Source organism: Paraburkholderia sp. DD10 (genome assembly GCF_049177125.1).
Lineage (GTDB): Bacteria > Pseudomonadota > Gammaproteobacteria > Burkholderiales > Burkholderiaceae > Paraburkholderia > Paraburkholderia terricola.
The window spans coordinates 1,783,801-1,804,035 of sequence record NZ_CP185393.1; the positions used below are offsets into that span (position 1 = coordinate 1,783,801).

A 20,235-nucleotide genomic window follows, 5' to 3' on the forward strand; every position below is an offset into this window, starting at 1 on the left:
TTGGGAACGCCGTTAGGTCTGTGTCGTATCGATCGCGGCGCGCCGCCGGCCTTGCATCGTGTGGATGCGCGGAGCCCGACGACGCCTGCCGGTCAATACGCGAAGCTGATCGGCGTGCCGCCGCGCGGATGCGCGACGGTGCCCATCGGCACGCCGTAGATCGCGCCCAGCATCTGTTCCTCGATCAGTTCCGGCGCGGCGCCGCTTGCGAGCAGGCGGCCGCCCTTCAGCGCGATCAGGTCGTCGCAGAAACGCGCCGCCATGTTGACGTCGTGCAGCACCACCACGACGCCCAGACCGCGCCGCTGACTCAGGCCGCGCACGAGATCCAGCACCTCGATCTGATGCGCGATATCGAGCGCGGAGATGGGCTCGTCGAGCAGCAGGCACTGGCTGTCCTGCGCGACGAGCATCGCGATCCACGCGCGTTGCCGCTCGCCGCCCGACAGGCTGTCCACGGCGCGGTCCGCGAAACGCGTGATGTCGGTCAACTGCATCGCCTCGTGAACCTTTTCAGCGTCGACGCCGGTGAAGCGGCCCAGCGCGCCGTGCCACGGATAGCGGCCGAGCGCGACCAGTTCGCGCACCGTCATGCCGCTCGCGGCGGGCTGCTGCTGCGGCAGATAGGCGACCTGACGGGCGAACTCGCGGTTCTCCCAGTCGCGCAACGGGCGGCCCGCGAAACGCAGCGTGCCGGCCGTGGGCGGCTGTTGACGCGCGAGCAGTTTGAGCAGCGTCGACTTGCCCGAGCCGTTATGGCCGATCAGGCCGCATACGCGCCCCTTCGGGAGCGCGAGCGCGAGCGGATGCAGCAGCACGCGCTCGCCGATGCTAAACGACACGCCGTCGAGTTCGTACATGGGTTCGCCGTGCGCGACGTGAGCGGAAAAAACGGACGGGTTGGCGTTCATGTGAATTGAAATCCTGATCAGGAATAAGCGGACGTGAGGCTGCCCGCATGCGCGGCGCCGGAGCCGTCCTCGACGATCTGGCCGACATCGAGCTTGATGAAGCGCTCGGCAAGATGGAAATAGCGGTCGTCGTGCGTGATGACGAGCACGGTCTTGCCCTTCGCCCTCAGTTCGGGCAAGAGGCGCTTGTAGAACACGTCCTTGAAGAGCGGGTCCTGGTCGGCGGCCCATTCGTCGAACACGTAGAACGGCCGGTCCTCCAGATACGCGACGACGAGCGCGAGCCGCTTGCGCTGCCCTTGCGAGAGATCCAGCGTCGAAAACGCGCCGTCCTTCACGGTGACCTTGTGGTCGAGGTGGAGGTCGACGAGCAACTGCTGCGCGAGCGCGTCGAGTCCGTCGCCGTGCATGCCGAGCAGCGTGTCGAACAGGAAGAAATCGCTGAACACGACCGAGAAATGCTGGCGGTAGGCGTCGCGCCGCGCCTCGTCGACGGGTTCGCCGTTCAGCAGCACGCGGCCGCTCTCCGACACGTACAGGCCGACCAGCATCTTCGCGAGCGTGGTCTTGCCGCTGCCGTTGCCGCCGATCAGATAGACGAGCTCGCCGCGCCGGAACGTGAGGTCGATCGGCCCGAGCGTGAACACCTCGTTTTCCTTCTCGCGGAAATAACGGTGCGTGGCGCCGTCGAGCGCGATGGTGTCGAACGACGCCGCGACGGGCGGCTCGAGCATGACTTCCGGCGGCAACTCCGCGTTGACCTGCTCGATGCGCTCGAGCGCGACGCGCGCCGAACTGAGGCCCGGAATCGCGGACAGCACCGCTTCGATCGGCATGATCATGTAGACGAACACGATCGCATAGCCCGACATCACGTGCGAATCGACCTTGATGTAGCGCGCGAATACGAACAGCGTGAGGCCGATGAACGCGAACAGAATGAAGTTGCCCCAGCTCGTCGCCGCCGCGTACAGCATGTAGCCGCGCGTGCGCTGCACGCGCACCGCCTCGACGTTGGTGGCGAGCGTGTCCTCGACGAACGCGCGCCTGCGGGCGCGATGCAGCTTGAGTTCCTTCGCGCCGTCGAAGAGCGCGCGGAAGTGCTTGACCAGATCGTCCTCGCGCTTGCGGGACGCGCGCAGATGAAACATCGCGCGACTGTGAGCGTAGCGAAAGCCCGTCATGCCGAGCACGATGGTGACGATCGCGACCGCGAGAATCGGCCACGACATATAGCCGAGATACGCGAGGCAGCCGACGATCACCGCGCTTTGCATCGCGAGCGACGGCAGGCTGACGAAGAACACGACGATCGTGTCGAGGTCCTGGGTCAGCACCGCGAGCGACCTGGCCGCGCCCTGCTTTTCCAGATGCGCAAACGCCGCGTCGCCGATGCGGCGGATCGTGCGCATGCGCAGCGTCGCCTTCGCCTGCTGGCCGAGCCACATGAAGAGCGACTGCGCGAGAGCGCGCATCGCGAGCACGGCGAGGCCGACCATGAGGAACTGCCAGCCGAGCCGCGCGAGTTCCGCCGACGACGCGACCAGCGCCTGATTGATGAGGGCCAGCAGCGCGGCATTGCCGAGGCCGCCGAGCACGCTTGCAACGAGCGCGGCGGCGAGCATCCAGCGGGACTTGCTGACCAGTTGCAAAAGTACGGACATGAAGCTCCTTTCGTTGCGGCGTCGGTGCGGGAGGACCGCGGGCCGGCTCATGGTAGCGAATGCCACCGGCGCCAGCAAACATCCTCGCGCGCCGGCCGCGTCAGTTATCGTCGCCTCGCGCGGCGCCCGCATGCGCGAAGGGTCTTTCGTGTTCGTTGCGCCCGTCGTGCGGCGGGTGCGGCACGTGCGGCTCATGCGGCCTGTGCGCGACAGGCGCCATGTGCGCGCCCGAAGCCTCGTCCCGCGACGCATGCCGCCAGGCTGTCTGCGCCGGCTGTGCGTCGGCGGGCGACGCCTGCTGTGCCTGCCTGCGCCGTTTCAGGAACGGGCAGCGGTCGTCGATGGGCGCGTTGGCGTCGTCGAGGAAATACTGCTTCCATTCGAGATTGCCGGGATCGCCGTAAAAGCCGAGATCGGGATGCGCGGGAATCTCGTCCCACGTTTCCAGACGCTTGCGCACCTGATTGCGCGCCTCGCGGCCGATGACCTTGTTCGTGATCGTGTCGACGAACACGGAGCGCGGCTGAAACAGCAGCACCATGCCGGGACCGAGGTTGCGGCTATGGCGCGCGCGAAACGACGGGCACGCGCACACCACGAACATCTGCACGCCGGCATATGAAAACTCCCAGGCTTCGTCCATCGGGTCCGGCTGCTGGTCCGCCGCCGGGTCCGGGTCGACGTCGTGCAACCGCTGCAGGATGCGCCAGAAAAGCGCCTGGTACGCCTCGTGCGCAAGCGGCTCGGGATCGGGCTCGAAGAACACGGCGATGTTGTTTCTCCTGTATTCCGGTTGCAGCGCGAGCTCCGCGAAGGTTTGCATCGTCGCGGGCAGATCGCGCAGATCGCGGCCGTCGACGAACGAGTAGAACATCTCGCCGCGCCGCTCGGCCATCGTGCCGAAGAAGCACGGATAAGCCGGATCGAGCACCTGCTCGCGCAGCGTTGCATATGAAGCGTCCAGCCACGCGGGCGCGGACACCGCCGCACCCGTCGCCCTGCCGGCGATGATCCGGCTTTTCCAGTCGCTGACCTCGAATCGATCGGCCTGCGCGATAGCACTATTGCCTGCTTCCATCGTTCGCTCTCTCTTCCTGACCCACTGTTGCGCGCGTCGAACGCGCGAGGCATCCCAGGCCGATCGGCCGGGACGTCGATACTGCTGTCGTGGGGAAGAGGCGCCTTTGTTGTCGATCTCCGTCGTGAGCGCCCGCGTTGTGCCGCGTTGTGCAACTTGCAACCAAACCGCGCCTGCTATCAGGTCGAGGCTGCCACCGGTTCGTCCAGCTCGGCGACGAGCGCCTCGATCCAGTCGTCGGGAATGATCGGCTGGTGATACGTGCATTCGCCCGAGACCACCGTCGAGCCGTGCAGACGACCATCGGGAATCAGCACCATGTCGCCTTTGTGCATCGCGAGCTGCATGCCGACGTTGCCCCAGAAGAGCATGTCGCCCTCCTCGATCGTGACGAGACGGTGATCGTTGTGAACGTGCGTCGTCGAGCACATTTCGTGCGGCTCGACGAAGGTCTCGCGGTCGATGCCGGGACACTCCGCGTCGATGCGCGAGCTGATGCGGTGCGCGAAAGCCACGTAGTCGCGAATCGACGAGAGCCAGCGCAGTTGCTCGCCGAGATCCCAGCGCCCGCGTTCGGCAAGCCGCCCGCCCGCGACGATGCCTTGCACGCACTGAGCGCGCGCGGCGTCGCCGGAACCGTCGGCAATGCGCCGCAACGCGCGCGCACAGCGCTGTTCGAGCGCGGCTTTCAGTGCTGACGGATCAGCCGGGGCTCGGCCGGCCGGTTGCAGATGCGCGCAGGCGCGCTCCAGCGCGAGGCCGAACGCGAGCCACTCGGCCTCGGCCGCGAAGGCCGCGCCGATCAGGCCGAACGCGCGATCCGGACGGCGCGCGAGCGCATACAGCAGGTTGCATTTCGCGGTGCTGGTCGGCAGATAGAACTGCCAGTAGGCGTGCTGCCGGCGCGTGACGCCGACCGCCGCCGCGACGCGTTCGAGCAGCGCGTCGTCCGGCGCCTCGCGGTGCAGGCTCGGGCGTTCGTCGGGCGCGAGCATGTCGAAAAAGCCGCTCGCAGCGGCGCGTGCGAGCGCGCGCCGCTTCGACACGGCGAGCGACCAGCGCTGCACCATGCTGAAACGCAGCCCTTCCTCGAGGTAGTCGTTGCGCATCAGCCGCTCGAATGTGGCGGACCAGAAAGCGAGTTCCTCGTCGACGATGTGCGCGAGACGCGCGCTCACCGCATCGACGCTTTCGTTGGTGTCGATGTCGTTCGTCAGATATTCGAACGCGTAGGCTTCAAGGAACGGCGCGATCTGCGCGCCGAGCACGCGCGTCGCTTCACGATAGAAATCGGCGAAGCGTTGCCATTCGGCCGGCTCGCCGCTCGCGGGGGCACGCGCGACGTCGAGCTCGTAGATCGACATCAGCGTGCGGCCCGACGCGAGCGCCGGAAGACGGCTCACGTTGTGCCGGCGCACGGGCTTCATGAACTTGAGGAACTCGAAGTCCTCGGGACGCAGCGGGCGGCGATGGAAATCGTCGTCGAGCAGCAGTTCGTCGACGGTCGCGCTGCGGAACGGCTCCGCGGCGGCGAACTGCTTGATGAGCGCCACGTAGCGCTCGCTCTGGCCAACGAACGGTGAGAAATCGAAGATCGGCAGCGAAGCCTGGCTCATGGTGCTCATGGTCATTCGGTCCTTATCCGGGTTGCCTCAATACTGCGAGTGATGGTTGCGAAGCGGCTCGCGCGAGGAACTCACGCGCATGCGCCGGTCAACGGTTTCGTCATGATCGGCGCTCGGCGTATGTCGTACATGTTGCGCGAGCGCGTTTGCAACGACGGCGAGTACGGCTTCGCGCGCTGTGTCGATGAAGAAATGCCCGCCGTCGAACTCGTGCACCGCGCATGCGCCGCGCGTCTGTTGCGCCCATGCGCCGACGTCTGTGGCGTTGGACGTGGCGGGGTCGTCGCGGCCAACGAATACGTCGATGGGACAGTCGAGCGCGGCTGATGCGCAGGCCTCTGCGACGACGCGCCCGGCGAGCCGCGCCGGATGCGCGCCGCACAAGTGAAAGTCGGCGCGCAGCAGCGGCAGCATGAAGTCGATGAAATCGGCGTCGTCGAGCAGTTCGGCGGGCGTGCCGCCGCGCTCGCGCAGGCAGTCGATCATTTCGGTTCGCGAACAGGTGAGCCAGTGTGTTTCGTGCTTGCGCCGCGCCGGCGATACGGTGGCCGATGCGCCGAACCAGACGGGAGCACGCGCGCCGCGTTGCCGCAGCGCATGCATCAGTTCGAGTCCGACGAGCGCGCCCATGCTGTGACCGAACAACGCGAACGGCGCGCCGCCGGCCACGAGCGCGAGCAGTTCATCCGCGAGTTGCGCGATGAGCGCGGGCCATTCGGTATGCGGCGGCGCCGAACGGCGCATGCCGTGGCCGGGCAATTCGAGCGTGCGCACCTGCACGAACGGCGGCAGCCGACGCTGCCAGTCCCGATACAGCGCCACGCTGCCGCCGGCGTGCGCGAGGCACACCAGGTTTAGCGCGCTCGGCGCGTGCGTTGGACGATTCGGCGTGGTCATCGGCTGGATGCGCGCGGCTCACGCATTAGTGACGCCTTGCGCCGCGCTGTCGGCCAGCGCCTCGCGCAAGCTCAGCGGACGCATATCCGTCCATACCTCGTCGATCCATTGCAGGCATTCGTCCTTCTTGCCGGACTTCCCCGCCTCGCGCCAGCCGGCCGGAATGGCCTTGTAGTCCGGCCAGATCGAATACTGTTCTTCATGATTTACAACGACAACGAAATTGCTGTTTTCGTCACCCCAGCTCATTGCGCCTCCGAGTGGAAATTGTCTGCGTCTGGTTGATGGATGAAGGCACTTCAGCCGCCTTTTTGCCGCTCCGCTTTGCGCAAGCGCCACCGATTCGCCACCGGTTCGCGTTGATTCACGCGTCATTCAACACGCATGCAAATGCGGATCTTTTGTGCCTGCCGCAATCGAAAACGAAGCTTAAGACAAAATCTTTCGTCAGACAAGCAAATAAGAATCATTTGCATTATCGCGGGTTTGTCGTCATGATTTCGCTGATCGAAACTCGGAGCCGACCGTTATGGATACCTCGCAGATCCGCCCTAGCGGCGACACCGCTTCACCATCGCAGCAAGCTTTCTTCGACACCTTGCTCTCGCGCCAGTCATACTGGCCGCTGGCCGAACCGGGCCCGAACGATACCGAACTGGATCTGATCTTCGATGCCGCGATGCGCGCCCCGGATCATGGCGCGCTGCGTCCGTGGCGCTTCGCGCTGATACGCGACGACGCGCGCGCCGAGTTCGGCGATGTGCTCGTCGATGTGGCGGCACGCCGCGAGCCCGGCAAACCCCGCGCGGAGCACGAGCATCGTCGGCAGCTCGCATATACGGCGCCGCTCGTGATCGTTATTGCCGCGGCGCCTTCGGCGCACTCGCACATTCCGGAAACGGAGCAGTTGCTTTCGGTCGGCGCGGCCGCGATGAACATGCTCAACGCGATTCACGCGCTCGGCTATGGGGGCTTCTGGGCAACGGGCGCCGATGCTTATGACGCGAACTTGCAGGCCGCGCTCGACTTCGAACCGTCGGAGCGCGTGCTGGGCTTTCTATTCGTCGGCAAGCCGAAGTCTCGCGAGCACGCGGCGGTGCGGCCGCCGCACTCCCGCTACGTTCGCGAGTGGCTTGGCCGAACGTCAGTCTGAACGCCTATTTGATTTTTTGTCGGCTCAGGTGGTCGCAAACAAACCTTGAGCGATCGCTCAGGTTTCACTCCAGGCCCGCAAAAGATTGTGATAGCAACCGACGAGACTGCGGCGCGCAATGTCGTCGGCCTGAGTGGCATTCAGGCGTTGAATCGCCGTGTCCATATCGAACAGCAACGCGCGCTGCGTATCGCTGCGCACGAGGCTCTGCACCCAGAAAAAGCTCGCGACGCGCACGCCGCGCGTCACCGGAGTGACCTGATGCAGGCTCGTGGCCGGATAGACGATCATGTCGCCGGCCGGCAATTTCACTTGCTGCACACCGTAGGTATCCTCGATCACCAGTTCGCCGCCGTCGTATTCATCGGGGGCGGAAATGAAGAGCGTGACCGATACGTCGGTGCGCAGCTTCACGCCGTTGGGCAGCACCCGCACCGCACCATCGACGTGGCTGCCGAACTGCATGCCGCCTTCATAACGGTTAAAGAGCGGCGGGTACACCTGGTTGGGCAGCACCGCGCTGATGAATAGCGGATTGCGTTCGATCGACGCGACGATCACGTCGCCAAGTTCACGCGCCACCGGGGAGTGCTCGGCGATCTGCTGGTTGCGCTTGACCGGCGCGCCCTGATAACCCGCCGTCGCGCGGCCGTCGACCCACGCGTCGCCCGCCGTGTCGAGCCGCTCGCGCAGAAAGCGCAATCGCCCGGCATCCAGCACATTCGGTATATGCAGCAGCATCTTGAGTGTCCTGTATGCGGGCTTGCCCATGCAGCGGCGCAAGCCCGCGGTTTCAATCGAGCCGGGTCAGAACCGGTAGTCGAACGTCGCCAGTAACGTGCGCCCGATGCCCGGCACCGAACGGCCGCCATCCGATGGAATCAGTGCGTCGTAGTATTGCTTGTTGGTCAGGTTCAGCAGATTCAGCCTGACGTCGAATTTCTTCGCATGATAAGCGGCGGTCGCGTCCCAGCGCGTATAGCCGGGAACCCGCACGTAGTTCGTGTTCGACGCATAACGCGGCGACATATAAATCGGCCCGCCGCCGATCTCCCAATGCGGCGTCAATGCATACGTGGTCCAGAACGTCAGCGTATTGCGCGGCGTGTTCGCCGGGACATGACCTTGGTTGCCGTCGCGCGCCTTGAGAATGATCGCGTCCATGTACGTATAGCCGCCGAACACTTGCCACTTGTCGGTGAGGTGCCCCGTGACGCCCGCCTGGAATCCGTCGACGCGCACATTGCCGTCGAGCTCGTATTCGGTCGGCGAGACCTGGGTGCGCGCGTTGGTCTTTTCCTCGCGGAAGAACGCGGACGTCACCGAGATATTGCCGCCGAGCAGATCCCATTTCGCACCGACTTCATATGACCGGGTCGACTCGGGCGCGAGGTTCTGCGTCAGATTGGTCACCGTCAGCGCCTCGAGCGACGGATTGAACGACGTGCCATACGACACGTAATACGACTGCCAGTCGGTCGGCTGATAAATCGCGCCGGCGCGCACGCTGGTGAAGAAATTGGTTTGCGTCGCGTAGCCCGGCAAGCTGACCGTGTTGTGAATCTGCGCCTGAAAGCGATCCCAACGCAGCCCGCCGATCAGCTTCCAGTCGTGGCCGATCGAAACGGTGTCGTTGAGATAGGCGCCGATCTCGTTCGATCCCGAGTCGGCGTGGTTGGCGGTGATCGTGGTCACGCCGGCGGGCGACGACAGATACGCCGGATTCACCATCGACACGACCGGCAAATTGTTGCGCGTATACGCCTGGTTCGAATAGCTGTCGTGGCCGAGTTCGAAGCCGGCGATCAGATCGTGTTTGAGCGGGCCGGTGTCGAACTTGTATTCGAGCATCGTGTCGTTGTACACCGAGCGGTTCTGGATCACGCGATCATGGCTCTGCAACTTGATGAACAGTTGCGACGGCGACAACGTCGTGTAATTGCCCTTGCTCAGCGCGGGGCTGGTGGCGAGCGGACCGGTCAACACCGCTTGCGGCGCGGTTTCGCGCGCGTCGGTCGTCGAATGCGAGAACTGCGTCTGGTTGCTCAGCGTGAGACTGTCCGAGAACTTGTGCTTGATGCCGGCGGTGAAGATCTGCACGTCTTGAACGGTGCGGTCGGTGGTCAGGCCGTAGAAGGTGTTTTTCGGCACCGGCGCCGGATGGCCGTTCAACGCCTGCACGCCGTAATCGGGCATGTCGCGGTTGTGCTGGATCAGCGCGGACAGCGTGATTTCGGTCGGCGTGCCGATGCCGAAACGCACTTGCGGCGCGATGCCATAGTCCTTGTTCTTCATCGCGTCGCGCGTCGAACCCAGGCTTTGACCGAATGCGTTGACGCGAATCGCCGCGGTGTCCGTCAGCTTGTGATTCACGTCGACGGTCGTGCGATAGCGCTCGTCGGTGCCGATCATGGCCGACACTTCCGCCGAGTCCTTGAGATTCGCCTTCTTGCTCACCTGATTGATCACGCCACCGGTCGAGCCGCGGCCGAACAGCATCGACGACGGACCGTACAGCACTTCGAGTTGTTCGAGATCGAACGTGTCGCGGTAGTACTGGTTGCGATCGCGAAAGCCGTCCAGGTAGATGTCGTTCTGCGCGGTAAAGCCTCGCAGATTGACGTTGTTGCCGATCTGCCCGCCTTCGGCCGCGCCGATGGTCACGCCCGGCGCATTGCGCAGCGCATCCTGGAACGAGGTGGCGCCTTGCGATTGCAGCACGGCTTTGTTGATCACGGTGACGGTTTGCGGAATATCGCGCAAGGCCGTCGGCGTCTTCGCGCCCACGGTCGAGCGTTCCGCCTGGAAATCCTGTTGTTCGGCTTGGGCGGCGACGCCGATGGCGGGCAGCGTCGTAGTGTCAGCCGCCTTGGTGGACGGAGACGATTGCACGGGAGAGGGTGAAGCGGTCTGTGCGAGTACAGGCGAGGCGAATGGAACGGCAAAAGCTAGCGCTAACGCAGTCGCGAGCGGCGTGTGGTTGAACATTGGAAATCCCGTCAGATGTGTGCTTGCCAGATCCGCATGAAAAGCACGGTATCGATGACAAGTCGGCAGTTTGGCTGGCTGCCGGTCTTCCACAAAGTTGAGGACGACGGGATGGCTGGCTGGTGTCTAAATGAGAGCCGCTATCATTCCATACGCATAACGGCGCATCAATTGCGCGTTGCGTTACTGGCCGTAATAAATTTGTTTCTGAATATTACCGATGAAGGGCAAACGTAAACAACTCGCGCCTCGGTCAAGGATTAGGTGAACGCACGTCATGCGCCAAGGCGCCCTTCGCAAATAATGGCCGCAATAATCGGATGATTATCAAACGAGGCGCAAGGTCCCGCATCCAATCGTTAGTTCGGGCAACGCAATGAAACGTGAGCGAGTCGATACGATTGATCGAGCCTTTGGGCGCGAGGCATACGCCACATCGCAAGTGCGTTCAAGCGCTCCGCTCAAGCTTTCTAAAAGCCGACACAGCGCGAGCGCACGGCCTCGGTAATCGGCGAGAAGTCACGGCACGCGAACCTTTTTACAACACATCGGCTTTCATTAGACACGCCAACGACCGGCAAGGCACTTCCCCGCTCAACCAGGATTGCTTTCGCAGTCCGTCCATAACCGCAGCGGATCGCGATGAAGCGGATAGTGCGAGTCGAGCCATGCGGAGAGCCTCGCCCAGTCCGGATGATGGGTGCCGGTCTGCGCCGACCACTGCGACGACCGTTCGAGAATCTGCCCAGTCTCGCGGTCGCGAACAAGCAAACTGCCGAGCCCGCTCGAACTGTTCTCCTGCGATTCCACCCGATACCTCGGCAAGATCCTGAGTTCGGCGTCTTCCGCCCAACCATGGACGCCTCGAACGATACCGGCCGGATCGCGCAACTCCACGGGTCCGCTTTTCGGACGAACGGCGGACCAACCCTCGGGGAAATCCGCAACGACTTCATTGCTGGTTTCCCTAAGCCATTTCACCCGCCATACGCGCGCCATCACGTCGCGCACATGAGACACCGACTTATAGCCAGGGGGCAACTCGATCGCCATGGGCAGCGTGATGAGATTGTCTTTCCAGAGTGAGGCCTCGTCACGATCGGTGCGAGCGGCCCGCTGCAAAGTTTCAGTTCCGAACGGGTTATCAGGGCGGCTCGCCCGATTGGCGCCGCTCTGTTGCAAGTCGGGGAACAGATCGTCCGCATCCCGACGAGTCCGTTTTGGTTTCCCTGTTTTCATTGACCTCTCCGCTGAAAGGCGCTCTCGCGAACGCCTGATCGCTATGACTCGCTATATGACTTGTAAACGGGAAGCCGAAGCGCGCGGCGTGAGCATGGCCGCGTCGACGTCTTCTGTCGTGCTCGGCGCGGTCCTTCCGCATTGCCGTGCCCGAACCACAACCCGGTGTTTTGCAGCGCAAACGTATCGACACGGCCCCCCAGCCAGGTGCTTACCACCAGCAATGCCTCCGCATTCCTTGGCGGGCGCAACTCAACTGTCCTGCTGGCGAAGTAGCGTTGCGTCAGATCGTGCGCCGAGATACGACGTGAATCGCGGGTCCCTCTCTGCGCGGCTGCGCCAGTCCTCGTCCGGTGACAGCAACGCGAGGCCGATCCGGTCTTCCAGCACATGCGGCGGCGGATCGGCCTCGACATGCAGCGCGCGCCACAACGCGACGCGCGCTGCCGTGCTGTCCGGCGCCACATCTCGCTTGTCGTGCATCACTTTCAATCCTGTGTTGGCGTTCGCCTTCGCTTCGAGTCGACGCATCGCGCCGTGCCGCGCCATGCGGAAAAGAATGAGGATGTCGCGCCTCGCGAGCGACTGACGAAGGGATGTTCCACACAGCATCCACATGTGGAAACGCGGTGAGCAGAAAGAATATCACCTGCCCGAACCCGGCGCCGGACCGCATCCGTCTCAGGTCCGCCGACAGCGCTCGAGCGGATCTTCATGCGCGAGGCCGATCGACACGCAAGTGTCGCTATCTGACGGTCTGCTTTTTCGCCACCACCAATGCAATGCCGCCGAGGACGGCGGCCGAACCGACCAGCAAGCGCGGCGTCAAGGGTTCGCCGAGCAACGCGATACCGCCCATCGCCGTGATGACCGGTACGCTCAATTGCACGGTGGCCGCGGTAGCCGCTTTCAATTCCCGCAAGGCGGTGTACCAGACGACATAGCCGACGCCGGAGGTGACTGCCCCAGAAAGGATCGCGTACATCAGTCCGGATTGTTCGAACGAGGTGTGCGCGAGCGTGAACACACTCACCGCCGCCGCGAACGGCACGGCGCGCAGGAAGTTCCCGGCGGTCGTGGTTGTCGGATCGCAGGACCGTCTGCCGCGCAGCGAATAAACGCCCCACGCGACGCCCGCGCCCAGCATCAACAGGGACGAACCCAGAGGCGGCGCCGAGATGCCCGGCAGAACGAGCCCGACCAGACCGCCAAGCGCCAACACCAACCCGGCCCACTGCGGCACGCGCAGGTGCTCTCCCGTCCAAAGGCCGTAGCCGATCATCGTCGCCTGCACGGCGCCGAATAGCAGCAACGCGCCGGTGCCGGCCGGCAGGCCGAGGTATGCGAACGAAAATCCGCCTGCATAGACAAAAAGTGCAAATGCCGAATACCAGTTGCCTGCGATGCCGCGCGGCGCACCACGTATTCGCAGGATCAACCAGAGCGTGAGCGCGGCGGATACCACCCGCACCAACGTGAACGTCGCCGCATCGATCCCGGCGCCTTTCAGCGCCAGGCGGCACAGCAACGAGTTCCCCGCAAACGCGATCATGGCGAGCGTCGTGAGCGCGGCGATTCGTGTACGCGGCATGGACCGCTTCACTGTCAACAGGCCGTCAATAGGTCTTGTAAGGCAGGAATTTGCCGGACAGCAGCACCTTCACGCGATCGCCCTTCGGATCGGCTTCGCGCTGGATGTCCATCGAGAAATCGATCGCGCTCATGATGCCGTCGCCGAATTCCTCGTGGATCAATTCCTTGATCGTCGTGCCGTAGACGTTGACGATTTCATACCACCGGTAGATGAGCGGATCGGTCGGCACGGCGGTCGGCAACGCGCCCTTGTACGGCACGATCTGCAGCCACGCCACCGCCTCGTCGGACAAACCGAAGATCTCGCCGGCGATCTCCGCTTGCTGCTTCGTGAACGTCATCTGCCCGAGACACGCGGCCGTCGTCCATTCCTTGCTCGCGCCGATGCGCTCCGCGATCCCGCTCCATTTGAGACCTCGCGCGACTTTCGCCGAAACGATCATCTGCGTCACTTCACTGCGGCTGGAAATCATGGCGTGCTCCTGTTGAACATATCGGACGGTTGTCTTCATTGCCGGCACGGTCGTGCCGATTACCTCGTCTGTCGTCACGCTTCGGGCGCACCTACGTCGATTCGAGTATGACACCCCGCAATCACGATATCAGCGGCAAGGTCACACTAACCTGCAATCCTCCGCATTCCCGGTTGCGAAGCGCGATATCGCCGCCATGAGCGCGGATGACGGCGCGCGCCGATGTCAGTCCCAGGCCCATCCCTCCGGTGCTGCGGTTTCGCGATTGCTCGAGGCGGAAGAACGGCGCGAATACCTGCTCGAGCGCGTGAGGCGGAATGCCGGCGCCTCGATCGCTGATCTCGACCACGATTTCCGTCGCGGAATGGTTCAGTTGCAGTTCCGCCCTATTGCCGTATTTCAGCGCATTGTCGACGAGGTTCATGCACGCCCGCCGCAGTGAGAACGGCCGCCCGTTGAACGCGAGGCGATCGGGGCCGGCATAAGAGACGGGCTGCCCCTGGTCGCCATAATCGTCGGTGATGGTGCGCAGAAGTCCCGCGAAATCGAAAACCGTGGTCTCCTCGTCCTTGTAGTCGTCCCTGAAAAAGGACAGGGCCGAGTCCGCCATCGCCTGCAAGTCGTCGACGTCGCGAAAGAGGCGCGCCCGTTGCTCGTCGTCCTCGATGAACTCGCCGCGAAGCCGGATCTTCGTGAGCGGCGTGCGCAGATCATGCGACATGGCGGCGAGCATCACCGTTCGGTCCTCGACGAATTTGCGCACTTGCGCCTGCAATGCGTTGAACGCCGCGATCGCCGCGCGCAGTTCTCCCGGCCCGGTTTCGCGGACGGGACCGGCGCGCGGATCGCCGCCGATGCGGCGCAGTTCGTCCGCGAACTGCCGGATCGGCTTCGAGAGAAAGTAAGTCGCAAGCACCGACGCCGCGAGAATCGACAACCCGACACATCCCAGTGCCACGGCGATCTGGCGGGGTTGCAGCAACCCCCAATCACGCTGTGTGGCGATGAAGACAACCCAGCTTTCGTCGCGCAGTTCAACGGCAAGAAAATAGGCGCGGGAATGTTGACCGCGATCAAACTGGATGCCGGCGGAGAGCGGATCGTCCGAGCTGAAAAATACGCGAGGACGCTGGCGACCCTCGATCAGAAACCACCTGGACAGATCGGAATCCGCATCGGGCGGTTGCGCCACGGCCAGGCGGCGAGCGACCGTCGAGTTGGCCGCATACCATTCGGCCCGGTTGGATTCGATCTGCACGGCGCGGGCCAGTCGCGGGCGATCGATCGCCGACGCCGCATCGATCATGCGGACCGTGTCGTCGGCCCGGTCGAGCAACGCGGTCTCTCGGGCCGTCGGACCGGCAAGCTGGTTAAAGAGCACGGTGAGCCCGAGCACGCCGATGATGGCCGCGCCGACCGTGAGCGCAATCCGCCACGCGATGGTGTCCGGCGGACGCAACCGGATGCTCATCCGCGTCGAACCGCTGGCGTGAACATATAGCCGCCGCCGCGAACCGTGCGAATGACGGAAGGCGTTTCGGCGTCGGCGTCGAGTTTTCGGCGCAGACGGCCGACCTGCACGTCGATGCTCCGATCGTAGACCTCGTGCGACGACCCGCGCGTGAGGTCGAGCAGTTGATCGCGCGTCAGCACCCGCTGAGCATGCTCGGCAAACACGAGCAGCAGATCGAATTCGCTGCTGGAAAGAATGATCAGTGTGTTGTCGGCCGAGCGCAGTTCGCGCCGGGCGATATCCAGACGCCACCCGCCAAACGACAGTACCGGTCTGGTATGGGTGCCCACCACCGCGGCCCCGGTTTGCGTCGTCCTGCGCAGCACGGCCTTGACTCGCGCGAGCAGTTCCCTTGCATCGAATGGCTTGACCAGGTAATCGTCGGCGCCCATCTCGAGACCCACTACCCGATCGACGTGATCCGCCACCGCGGTGAGCATGATGACCGGCACTTTCGAGGTTGCGCGTATCCGCCGGCACAGGCTGAAGCCGTCCTCGCCCGGCAGCATGACATCCAGAATGACGATATCGACGTGCTGGACATCGAGTGCCGCGAACAGGCTGTGTCCGTCGGTCGCGATGCTCACCTCGTGGCCATGCTTGCGAAAAAAGCCCGTCAGCAAGGACCGGATGTCCTCCTCGTCGTCAACCACCAGTACGTGCGGCATATCAGTCATTCCCAAATGCTAACCGGAGCGGCCCGACGATTGATGTCAGCCGTTCATCCCCAGTATTTCAGGGGCGACACATTGTATCGGCGCCGTAAAAAACCGCACATCATGCCGTTGAATCTCCTGCGTAATCTCGGGCTCCCCGACTGGAGGTTCCTGAATGGCAATTTCATCGAAAACGGCGCGGCGTGAAGGCGCCGCATTGGCGCATGCCGCGAGAAAAAATCGTCGCCGCGAATACCGGGCACTGCTGGCCGCCGCCTCGCTTATGCTGGGTTCCGGCAGCGTCCGGGCGCAGAACGCGACCAACCCCGACGATTCCGGCTTCACCGTCCTGAGCAATGCCACCAACGTCACCCACTGGGGACTGGGCGCGGGCGTCGGTATCGAACCCTCGCCGTACAAAGGCGACAGCGCGAGGATCACGCCGATTCCGCTTTTCTACGTCGATAACAAATGGATCAGCGCGTTCGCCACGACGCTCGATCTGAAAGTCGGGCAATGGAACGGCGTCACCTTGGCCCTGCGGGGCAAAGTGGGCATTCTGGAGGGCTACAAGGGCTCCGACGCGCCGATCCTCAACGGCATGGAGAACCGGAAGAGCGTCACCTTCTGGTACGGCCCGGCACTCGGGTGGCAGAGCGGATTCGGCACGCTGACCGCCAGCTACCTCGTCGGCGGAAACAAAGGGCAGCAGGCCGCCGTCGACTTTAGAAAAGCCTTCGAATTCGGCAAATGGACCGTCGAACCGCATGTCGACACCAAGTGGCTGAGCGACAAATACGTCGACTACTACTATGGCGTGACGCAGTCGGAGGCGCGTGCGGGACGGCCGGCTTACGACGGGACATCCACGCTGAACACCACCATCGGGACGCGGGTCGCTTACCGGCTCACGCAGCAGCAGTCCGTCAGCCTCGATCTGCAGGTCACCCATCTCGGCGGCGGCATTTCCGATAGCCCGCTCGTCGGCAAGCGTTTCATTCCCGCGGCCCGGCTGGGCTACATGTATCAATTCAAGTAAAGCCGGTCATGTCGCGTGGTCCGGCGCTTGGGCCGCCGGAGCACGCTCGTTATCGACTCAAACCCGCTCAGACTCGCTCAAACCCGGCCAAACGCAGCCGCTTGCCTTTAGCGGCCTCGCGCCTGGCTTCGCATTTCACAGGAGCAGCTCGATGCTGTTTGGTCCGTCTCGCTCAGCACAGCGTTGCCACGCCACCTTCGACGCGAGCGCGGAAAGCGACCGCATGGACAGCCGGAATGTTGCTCGCGGGGGCTTGCGGCCCAACGAAGTCCCTGGCTCGGGTTCGGCGGGCAGCGTCCTCTCCGGCTGGAAAGCGTGGACGTCGAACCTGGACCAAACAGATGCGCTGCGGAGCAACGATCTGGCCGAGAGTATGAATCTATTGGAAGCGCTTCAACAGAATCGGCTGCTTCGCAAGAAGCTCGATGAAACACGGCAGGAAGTCGAGGTGCTGGTCGAGGCGCTGGAATACGCGCGAAGCATTGCCCCCTGCCAAAAGCTCAGGTCAGCCTTACCGGAATAGCTGGCGACACCCCAAAGAAATACATTACAAAAACCAAACTAGAATTCAACGCCATTAATACGATAATTACATCTCTCCGACATTCACCCTGCATTGAGATTGTGTAAGTCAATTGCGCTGCGATTAATCCGGATATTCGCCTGTTCGATTCAATGCAAGCGCTTGACAGTCGGCGTACACTCGCTCGAAGCCAATGCCACAGGCATACGGCCCGCATAGCCGCCCGCGGTTGAACGGGTATCTGGGGGACTCTGGAGAACAATCAATGAGTTGGACACGGGAACAAAGAAACGTCACGATCGCCGCCTATCTCGGCTGGACACTCGACGCATTCGATTTCTTTCTCATGGTGTTCGTATTGAAAGATATCGCGGCGGAATTCAATACGAATATCCCGGCGGTCGCGTTCGGCATCATGCTGACCTTGATGATGCGTCCCGTCGGCGCATTGATCTTCGGCTGGCTCGCCGATAAGTATGGCCGTCGCCCCACGCTGATGGTCAACATCGCGTGCTTCTCGCTGCTGGAATTGCTGTCCGGCTTCTCGCCGAATCTCATCACCCTGCTGGTGCTGCGCGCGCTGTTCGGTATCGCGATGGGCGGCGAGTGGGGCGTGGGCGGCGCACTGACCATGGAGACCGTGCCGCCGAAGTCGCGCGGCGTGGTCTCCGGCCTGTTGCAAGCCGGTTATCCGAGCGGCTATCTGCTCGCGTCGGTCGTGTTCGGCGTTTTCTATCAATACATCGGCTGGCGCGGCATGTTCTTCGTCGGCGTGCTGCCCGCGCTGCTCGTGCTGTACGTGCGCGCGCACGTGCCGGAGTCGCCGGCCTTCCAGACGCTCGAAAAGCGGGCGCGCCCGGGCCTCGTCGCCACGCTCAAGCGCAATGTCGGGCTGTCGCTCTATGCGATCGTCCTCATGACCGCGTTCAACTTCTTCTCGCACGGCTCGCAGGACCTGTATCCGACCTTCCTGCGCGTGCAGCATCAGTTCGACGCGCATACCGTGTCGTGGATCACGATCACGCTGAACGTCGGCGCGATTATCGGCGGATTGTTCTTCGGTTTCGCGTCGGAGAGGATCGGCCGCAAGCGCGCGATCCTCATCGCGGCGCTGATCGCGCTGCCGGTGCTGCCGCTGTGGGCTTTCTCGAGCACGCCGGTTCTGCTCGCGGCAGGCGCCTTTCTCATGCAGATTTCGGTGCAAGGCGCATGGGGTGTTATTCCGGTGCACCTGAACGAAATCTCGCCCGACGAAATTCGCGCGACGTTCCCGGGCCTCGTGTATCAACTCGGCAATCTGATCGCCTCGGTCAACGGCCCGCTGCAAGCCAGCGCCGCCGAAGCGCACGGCAACAACTACGCGCTCGTGATGGCGGTGGTGATCGGCATCGTGGCGCTGGTGATCGCCGCGCTGATTCCGTTCAGCCGCGAGCGCCGCGGCATCGACATGACGCAGTCGGCACGACAGGTCGCGGCACGCGTCACCTGAAACAGTCCGCCTGGGAGAAGCAAGCCCCATGAGGCCGTTCCGATTACGATCGGAACGGCCTTTTTATTTCCGCGCGCTCCGACGCGCCGCGCGTCACGACAAGACCGGCCTTCGTCGGGTCCTCTAGAGGAGTTAGTCCACGGACGGCCTTGATCGCCATCGTCATCCTTCTTATCCTCAAAAAAACGCCTGTTTCAAATTCGCACTTGAATCGCTTGTTCGCGGGCCGCACGGCCGGCAACCAGGAGACGCCCATGGCAGTTCGCACGACAGGCCGGCATGCCGGCGACACGAAGTCCCGCATCCTCGACGCCGCCGAAACGCTCTTCATCGAATGCGGTTATGAGGCGATGTCGCTGCGTCAGATCACTTCGCGTGCCGAAGTCAATCTCGCGGCGGTCAACTATCACTTCGGCAGCAAGGAATCGCTGATTCACGCGATGCTGTCGCGCCGGCTCGACCGGCTCAACCAGGAGCGGCTCAAGCTGCTCGACCGCTTCGACCAGATGCTCGGCGCGCGGCTCACCTGCGAGCACGTGCTCGGCGCGATGTTCATTCCGGCGCTGCGGCTCTCACGCGATCCGCGCGCCGGCGGCAAGGCGTTTCTACGGCTGCTGGGGCGCGCTTATACCGATCCGTCGGCGTTCATCCGCGACTTTCTGAAGGCGCACTACGAGTCGGTGGCCGTGCGCTTTTTCGATGCGTTCCAGCGCGCGTTGCCGCATCTGCCGCGCGAGGAACTCGGCTGGCGTCTGCACTTCGCGATTGGCGCGCTCTCCGGCGTGCTGGCGGGCGCCGATACCGACGACCTGATTGCCGAGTTCTCGCAGCGCAAGTCGATGAACGACCTGCAACTGATCGCGCGCCTCGCCTCGCTGATGGTCGCCGCGCTGAAGGCGCCGTTGCCGGACAGCACGCAACTGGCCGCGTTCGCGGCGGTGCTGGGCGACGCCACCGAAAGCGGCCTGACGGATACAGGCGAATGCCCGATTGCGGGTGCGGCGGGTGCGGGTGCGGGTGCGGGTGCGGGTGCGGGTGCGGGTGCGGGTGCGGGTGCGGATGCGGATGCGGATGCTGGTGCTGGTGCTGGTGCGGATGCCGCCGCTGCGGCTGCGGCGGCAGACGCGCAGCAGACGCAAGGCGGTAAGCAACCGCCACCTGCTTCCATGCCGGAAGCCGAGCGCCCTGGCGGCAATCTTCCGGCGAACTCGTTTCATCATGCGTCGCAAGGGGCGGCTTAGCGAGGAAGCGGCACGGAGAATGCGGGCGATATACCTTAAGGAACCCGCCGGTCCACAGCCGAACGCCGTGAGCGCCATCTACCCGCGCCGCACATCCAGGTCCCGCATCTCAGCGATGTCACGCTGCCGAACTGGTGATTGGACGCGAAGCGC

18 protein-coding genes and 1 pseudogene are annotated in these 20,235 nt (G+C 63.7%); 5 read left to right on the plus strand and 14 right to left on the minus strand.

Annotated features, from left to right (window positions below; genetic code table 11):
• Nucleotides 1–92: 92 nt before the first annotated feature.
• From ACOCG7_RS23265 to ACOCG7_RS23290, 6 genes are all read right to left on the minus strand, one after another.
• On the minus strand, nucleotides 93–911 hold the full coding sequence (locus ACOCG7_RS23265; RefSeq protein WP_083083885.1) for an ATP-binding cassette domain-containing protein: 819 nt from the start codon (nucleotides 909–911) through the stop codon (nucleotides 93–95).
• A 17-nt stretch (nucleotides 912–928) separates the two neighbouring features.
• The gene (locus tag ACOCG7_RS23270) at nucleotides 929–2,575 is read right to left on the minus strand and encodes a cyclic peptide export ABC transporter (RefSeq protein WP_421380193.1); all 1,647 of its coding nucleotides are present in this window, start codon (nucleotides 2,573–2,575) and stop codon (nucleotides 929–931) included.
• 100 nt (nucleotides 2,576–2,675) lie between these two features.
• Nucleotides 2,676–3,653: a YqcI/YcgG family protein gene (locus tag ACOCG7_RS23275; RefSeq protein ID WP_083083887.1), complete on the minus strand. Its 978-nt coding sequence runs from the start codon at nucleotides 3,651–3,653 to the stop codon at nucleotides 2,676–2,678.
• Nucleotides 3,654–3,832: 179 nt separating this feature from the next.
• Nucleotides 3,833–5,269, minus strand: coding sequence for a peptide synthetase (locus tag ACOCG7_RS23280; protein WP_083084324.1), 1,437 nt, complete (start codon nucleotides 5,267–5,269; stop codon nucleotides 3,833–3,835).
• Nucleotides 5,270–5,305: 36 nt separating this feature from the next.
• Entirely contained in the window at nucleotides 5,306–6,175 is an 870-nt protein-coding gene (locus tag ACOCG7_RS23285; RefSeq protein ID WP_083083888.1) for a thioesterase II family protein, read from the minus strand.
• An 18-nt stretch (nucleotides 6,176–6,193) separates the two neighbouring features.
• Complete coding sequence (locus ACOCG7_RS23290; protein WP_073429904.1) at nucleotides 6,194–6,424, minus strand: MbtH family protein; 231 nt, start codon at nucleotides 6,422–6,424, stop codon at nucleotides 6,194–6,196.
• 280 nt (nucleotides 6,425–6,704) lie between these two features.
• On the opposite strand from ACOCG7_RS23290, the gene ACOCG7_RS23295 reads away from it, so the two are divergent.
• Nucleotides 6,705–7,328 carry a nitroreductase family protein gene (locus ACOCG7_RS23295; RefSeq protein ID WP_083083889.1) on the plus strand — a complete coding sequence of 208 codons (624 nt, stop codon included), beginning with the start codon at nucleotides 6,705–6,707 and terminating at the stop codon, nucleotides 7,326–7,328.
• Nucleotides 7,329–7,385: 57 nt separating this feature from the next.
• Here the strand turns inward: ACOCG7_RS23295 and ACOCG7_RS23300 are convergent, their stop codons facing one another.
• From ACOCG7_RS23300 to ACOCG7_RS23335, 8 genes and pseudogenes are all read right to left on the minus strand, one after another.
• The gene (locus ACOCG7_RS23300) at nucleotides 7,386–8,069 is read right to left on the minus strand and encodes a Fe2+-dependent dioxygenase (protein WP_083084325.1); all 684 of its coding nucleotides are present in this window, start codon (nucleotides 8,067–8,069) and stop codon (nucleotides 7,386–7,388) included.
• Nucleotides 8,070–8,135: 66 nt separating this feature from the next.
• Nucleotides 8,136–10,316 (minus strand): TonB-dependent receptor, encoded by a 2,181-nt coding sequence (locus ACOCG7_RS23305; RefSeq protein ID WP_083083890.1) that lies wholly within the window; start codon nucleotides 10,314–10,316, stop codon nucleotides 8,136–8,138.
• Nucleotides 10,317–10,910: 594 nt separating this feature from the next.
• Entirely contained in the window at nucleotides 10,911–11,555 is a 645-nt protein-coding gene (locus tag ACOCG7_RS23310; RefSeq protein WP_083083892.1) for a hypothetical protein, read from the minus strand.
• 306 nt (nucleotides 11,556–11,861) lie between these two features.
• Nucleotides 11,862–12,038, minus strand: a pseudogene (locus tag ACOCG7_RS23315) (SAM-dependent methyltransferase); the annotation flags it as partial.
• A 262-nt stretch (nucleotides 12,039–12,300) separates the two neighbouring features.
• Nucleotides 12,301–13,146: a DMT family transporter gene (locus ACOCG7_RS23320; protein ID WP_083083893.1), complete on the minus strand. Its 846-nt coding sequence runs from the start codon at nucleotides 13,144–13,146 to the stop codon at nucleotides 12,301–12,303.
• 25 nt (nucleotides 13,147–13,171) lie between these two features.
• Nucleotides 13,172–13,621, minus strand: a complete 450-nt coding sequence (gene cynS / locus ACOCG7_RS23325) for a cyanase (RefSeq protein WP_083083894.1) — start codon at nucleotides 13,619–13,621, stop codon at nucleotides 13,172–13,174.
• A gap of 121 nt (nucleotides 13,622–13,742) precedes the next feature.
• Nucleotides 13,743–15,092 carry a sensor histidine kinase gene (locus ACOCG7_RS23330; protein ID WP_083083895.1) on the minus strand — a complete coding sequence of 450 codons (1,350 nt, stop codon included), beginning with the start codon at nucleotides 15,090–15,092 and terminating at the stop codon, nucleotides 13,743–13,745.
• A complete protein-coding gene (locus ACOCG7_RS23335; RefSeq protein WP_083083896.1) occupies nucleotides 15,089–15,811 on the minus strand; it encodes a response regulator in 723 nt (240 codons plus the stop codon). The genes ACOCG7_RS23330 and ACOCG7_RS23335 overlap by 4 nt, the downstream gene beginning before the upstream one ends.
• Nucleotides 15,812–15,965: 154 nt before the next feature.
• On the opposite strand from ACOCG7_RS23335, the gene ACOCG7_RS23340 reads away from it, so the two are divergent.
• The 4 genes from ACOCG7_RS23340 to ACOCG7_RS23355 all read left to right on the plus strand — a co-directional run bounded on the left by ACOCG7_RS23340 (nucleotide 15,966) and on the right by ACOCG7_RS23355 (nucleotide 20,082).
• Nucleotides 15,966–16,829, plus strand: a complete 864-nt coding sequence (locus ACOCG7_RS23340) for a MipA/OmpV family protein (RefSeq protein WP_083083897.1) — start codon at nucleotides 15,966–15,968, stop codon at nucleotides 16,827–16,829.
• 151 nt (nucleotides 16,830–16,980) lie between these two features.
• A complete protein-coding gene (locus ACOCG7_RS23345) occupies nucleotides 16,981–17,352 on the plus strand; it encodes a hypothetical protein (RefSeq protein ID WP_083083898.1) in 372 nt (123 codons plus the stop codon).
• Nucleotides 17,353–17,617: 265 nt separating this feature from the next.
• Entirely contained in the window at nucleotides 17,618–18,841 is a 1,224-nt protein-coding gene (locus tag ACOCG7_RS23350; protein WP_073429894.1) for an MFS transporter, read from the plus strand.
• Between the two features lie 254 nt (nucleotides 18,842–19,095).
• On the plus strand, nucleotides 19,096–20,082 hold the full coding sequence (locus tag ACOCG7_RS23355) for a TetR/AcrR family transcriptional regulator (RefSeq protein ID WP_421380206.1): 987 nt from the start codon (nucleotides 19,096–19,098) through the stop codon (nucleotides 20,080–20,082).
• The last annotated feature ends 153 nt before the right edge of the window (nucleotides 20,083–20,235 follow it).

Coding starts and splice junctions, on each gene's coding strand:
- ACOCG7_RS23265 (WP_083083885.1), bottom strand. CDS start 911: ATGAACGCCAACCCGTCCGTTTTTTCCGCTCACGTCGCGCACGGCGAA.
- ACOCG7_RS23270 (WP_421380193.1), bottom strand. CDS start 2,575: ATGTCCGTACTTTTGCAACTGGTCAGCAAGTCCCGCTGGATGCTCGCC.
- ACOCG7_RS23275 (WP_083083887.1), bottom strand. CDS start 3,653: ATGGAAGCAGGCAATAGTGCTATCGCGCAGGCCGATCGATTCGAGGTC.
- ACOCG7_RS23280 (WP_083084324.1), bottom strand. CDS start 5,269: ATGAGCCAGGCTTCGCTGCCGATCTTCGATTTCTCACCGTTCGTTGGC.
- ACOCG7_RS23285 (WP_083083888.1), bottom strand. CDS start 6,175: ATGACCACGCCGAATCGTCCAACGCACGCGCCGAGCGCGCTAAACCTG.
- ACOCG7_RS23290 (WP_073429904.1), bottom strand. CDS start 6,424: ATGAGCTGGGGTGACGAAAACAGCAATTTCGTTGTCGTTGTAAATCAT.
- ACOCG7_RS23295 (WP_083083889.1), top strand. CDS start 6,705: ATGGATACCTCGCAGATCCGCCCTAGCGGCGACACCGCTTCACCATCG.
- ACOCG7_RS23300 (WP_083084325.1), bottom strand. CDS start 8,069: ATGCTGCTGCATATACCGAATGTGCTGGATGCCGGGCGATTGCGCTTT.
- ACOCG7_RS23305 (WP_083083890.1), bottom strand. CDS start 10,316: ATGTTCAACCACACGCCGCTCGCGACTGCGTTAGCGCTAGCTTTTGCC.
- ACOCG7_RS23310 (WP_083083892.1), bottom strand. CDS start 11,555: ATGAAAACAGGGAAACCAAAACGGACTCGTCGGGATGCGGACGATCTG.
- ACOCG7_RS23320 (WP_083083893.1), bottom strand. CDS start 13,146: ATGCCGCGTACACGAATCGCCGCGCTCACGACGCTCGCCATGATCGCG.
- cynS (WP_083083894.1), bottom strand. CDS start 13,621: ATGATTTCCAGCCGCAGTGAAGTGACGCAGATGATCGTTTCGGCGAAA.
- ACOCG7_RS23330 (WP_083083895.1), bottom strand. CDS start 15,092: ATGAGCATCCGGTTGCGTCCGCCGGACACCATCGCGTGGCGGATTGCG.
- ACOCG7_RS23335 (WP_083083896.1), bottom strand. CDS start 15,811: ATGACTGATATGCCGCACGTACTGGTGGTTGACGACGAGGAGGACATC.
- ACOCG7_RS23340 (WP_083083897.1), top strand. CDS start 15,966: ATGGCAATTTCATCGAAAACGGCGCGGCGTGAAGGCGCCGCATTGGCG.
- ACOCG7_RS23345 (WP_083083898.1), top strand. CDS start 16,981: ATGCTGTTTGGTCCGTCTCGCTCAGCACAGCGTTGCCACGCCACCTTC.
- ACOCG7_RS23350 (WP_073429894.1), top strand. CDS start 17,618: ATGAGTTGGACACGGGAACAAAGAAACGTCACGATCGCCGCCTATCTC.
- ACOCG7_RS23355 (WP_421380206.1), top strand. CDS start 19,096: ATGGCAGTTCGCACGACAGGCCGGCATGCCGGCGACACGAAGTCCCGC.